Below are 2,693 nucleotides of genomic sequence, written 5' to 3' on the forward strand. Positions count from 1 at the left end.
GGACGGGACTTAAGACACTCCGATCCTCGCGCAGGGTCCTCCCCCCACGCACCCCGGCCCCACAGGCCAACTACAGCAGACTCTCACACAGTCAAGTCACAACTACACCCTGGATCCTGAAGAGCCGACAATGGGGGCAGACATTCTGATTCCTTTCGAGGAGCACCGACCCTCGGCCCCTGCAACGGGCCGGGGGTCAGTTCTTTGTTGGGGTCGGGAGCTGCATGGGAGGCGTGGGCTTCTTCTCCAAGCCGGTGAGGAAGATGGGTGCGCACACATTCCGGGGCACACATACTTCGCAAAGAATGTGTGCGCACAGGGTGTGCCTCCCGCGCAACCCCAGCGATGCGCACACATACCCGCGCACACATTCTTTTGCGACAAATCAAGTCACGCCGTACGCGCACACGCGTGTGACTAGGGGCGATGGCGGGGTGGAGGAGACTGCGCACACATTCTTCGGTCAAAATCAGCATTTCCCGCCCAAGGGTTTTCCCGTGGGAGACTCGAAGTGCTACATCGCTACACGGGGCACAGGGTGCAGGGCGCACTGGCCAGAGCACGGCCAAGAGGCAGGGGAAGGTGGTGGCGTTCACCGGGCACCGCCCGGAATGGCGTGGGCGAAGCCGTCGGGGTCGACGGGCTTGGCGAGCGCGAGAACGTCGGAGCGGCGGACGCGGCGCGCGGCACGGCCGCCGTCAGGATTGTCGATTTCATAGCGCTGGAGCGCCTTCGCCCTCACGCGGCGCTCGATGGTGTCGATGCTGACGCTCAGGAGGCGCGCTGCAGCGGCGTAGGTGATGAACTCGGGGTCGACTGCGGGGGTCAACTTGGGCATGGGGGTCCTTGAAGCTTTGTGCTCCAAGTCGACCCACGCGGACCATCTCAGGTCGCTACGCGCAGTTGCTGCCGCTTGTCGGGACGGATGACCCGCCCCTGCCCCTTGTCGATGTCTTCGGGGCTCGATCGGTGATCTGGTGTCGAGCTTACCACATGAAGGGGCAGGGGCGGGCATGAGGGGGCTAAATCGCGCGATTCAACGCCTCGTCGAGACGGTCGGCACGCTGGCGGTCACGCTCCTTCGTCGCCACCTGGTAGCGCATGGCCATGTCTGGGGTCGTGTGCCCCAGCAGAGCCATGAGCTCCTTGACCGTGGCTCCCTGCTGGGCCGCCATCGTTGCGCCGGTCTTGCGGAGGTCGTGCACCCACAGCGTGGGGCGCTTGATGCTGCGGCGCCCCTTGTCGTGTGCCTCCCACAGCACCGAGGACGCGATGGGCGAGATGCCATCGAGAGCCGGGAACAGGATCTGCTCGCGGCCCCGCACCGGCAGCGAGGCCAGGTGTTGGCGCATCGGCTCCACCATGTACTGCGGCATGGCAACCGACCGGATGCCAGCGCCCGTCTTCGGGTCGTCGTATCGCCAGCCGTAGCCGCTGTCCTCCTCGGGGGAGAGCTTGACCCGGCTCACCGCCTGCTCCACGTCGATGGTCCGCGCCGTAACGTTGACGTCGCAGCGCCTCATCCCGCGCACCTCGCCGGAGCGCATCGCGCACAGCGCTGCCATCATGAGCGGCAGGCGGTAGCGCTCCGGGACAGCAGCCAGGTAGTCCAGCAGCTCACGCTCCGTCAGCGTCTCGCCCTTGTGCTTGGGCTTGGGCTTCTTCAGCTTCAGGCGGCAGGGGTTCACCTCGATCAGCTCGTCCTCCTCGATGGCCTCCCCCATCACCGCCTTCAGCCAGGAGTACGAGTTCCAGTTCTGCGTCGGGGTGTCCGGCAAGCGATCCCACCACTTCATGACATCGGCCTTGGTCACCTTCTCGATGGGCATCTCGGCCAGCGGGGTTCCCGCGATCCGCAGGCGGAAGGACTTGCGGTTGAGGTCAGCGGTCGTGCCCACGATCACCTTGTTACGCAGCTTTCGGGCGACAACCCGCTCGGCGTACTCGGCTACGGTCGGCCCGGTCTCAGGGGTGGCCTCCGCCGCGAGCTCGGCCAGTCGGTCAGCCGGAGCCGTCCACCGGTCGTCAGAGATGAGGCGGCGCTCGTCGCTCAACCACGTGGACGCGTGCTCGTAGTCCACGAACGTGGACGGGGCATGGTGCTGCAGGAGGTGTCCCTTGGCGGTCCGGCGGCCCAGCGGGTCTGGGTAGCTGGCCTGATAGTTGCCGCTGCGCATCAGCCTGATCGTGCCGAACGAGCGCTTGGCGGGCTTGACGGTCTTCTTGGTTGCCTTCTTGGGCATGGTCGATCCATTCCGGTGCAACCGTTGGGGCCCTGCAACGGATATGCACCTGATGGTTGCGGTTACCTGCGGCTTCCTGCCCCCATGTGCGCTTTTGCCCGGACATGACAAAAGGCCCCTGACTAGGCGTGATACCTAGTCAGAGACCCATGTCTCAGCGTGTCCGAGAGAGGACTTGAACCTCCACAGCCTTAAGCGGCCACTAGCACCTCAAGCTAGCGCGTCTACCAATTCCGCCACCCGGACTCGTCCGTCTCGCAGGTCGTGACCTCCGTACCGGACAGACATAGGACTGTAGTGAACCCGATCGTCGATTGCAAATCAGCGACGAGACTCACGTAAAAGGTCCGGATGCGGCAGCACGTGCCTCAGATGAGGATGTCCGCGTACTGACGGTGTAGGCCCGGGCCATGGATCGGGAGCTGTCGATGGCCGCACGCCGTGAGATCA

Annotated in this window: 2 protein-coding genes and 1 tRNA gene; all 3 read right to left on the reverse strand. The window is 64.9% G+C overall.

The features are described 5' to 3' along the window. Positions 1 to 592 precede the first annotated feature (592 nt). Positions 593 to 838: a hypothetical protein gene (locus E0E30_RS13115; RefSeq protein WP_130866931.1), complete on the reverse strand. Its 246-nt coding sequence runs from the start codon at positions 836 to 838 to the stop codon at positions 593 to 595. Positions 839 to 1,022: 184 nt separating this feature from the next. Next, positions 1,023 to 2,243, reverse strand: coding sequence for a tyrosine-type recombinase/integrase (locus E0E30_RS13120; protein ID WP_130866932.1), 1,221 nt, complete (start codon positions 2,241 to 2,243; stop codon positions 1,023 to 1,025). Between the two features lie 160 nt (positions 2,244 to 2,403). Further along, positions 2,404 to 2,489 (reverse strand) — tRNA-Leu (locus E0E30_RS13125). Positions 2,490 to 2,693: the final 204 nt, after the last annotated feature.

This window comes from Acidipropionibacterium timonense (assembly GCF_900605005.1).
Classification (GTDB): domain Bacteria; phylum Actinomycetota; class Actinomycetes; order Propionibacteriales; family Propionibacteriaceae; genus Cutibacterium; species Cutibacterium timonense.

Excerpts from the sequence above, each read along its gene's own strand:
- E0E30_RS13115 (WP_130866931.1), bottom strand. The coding sequence starts at position 838 with ATGCCCAAGTTGACCCCCGCAGTCGACCCCGAGTTCATCACCTACGCC.
- E0E30_RS13120 (WP_130866932.1), bottom strand. The coding sequence starts at position 2,243 with ATGCCCAAGAAGGCAACCAAGAAGACCGTCAAGCCCGCCAAGCGCTCG.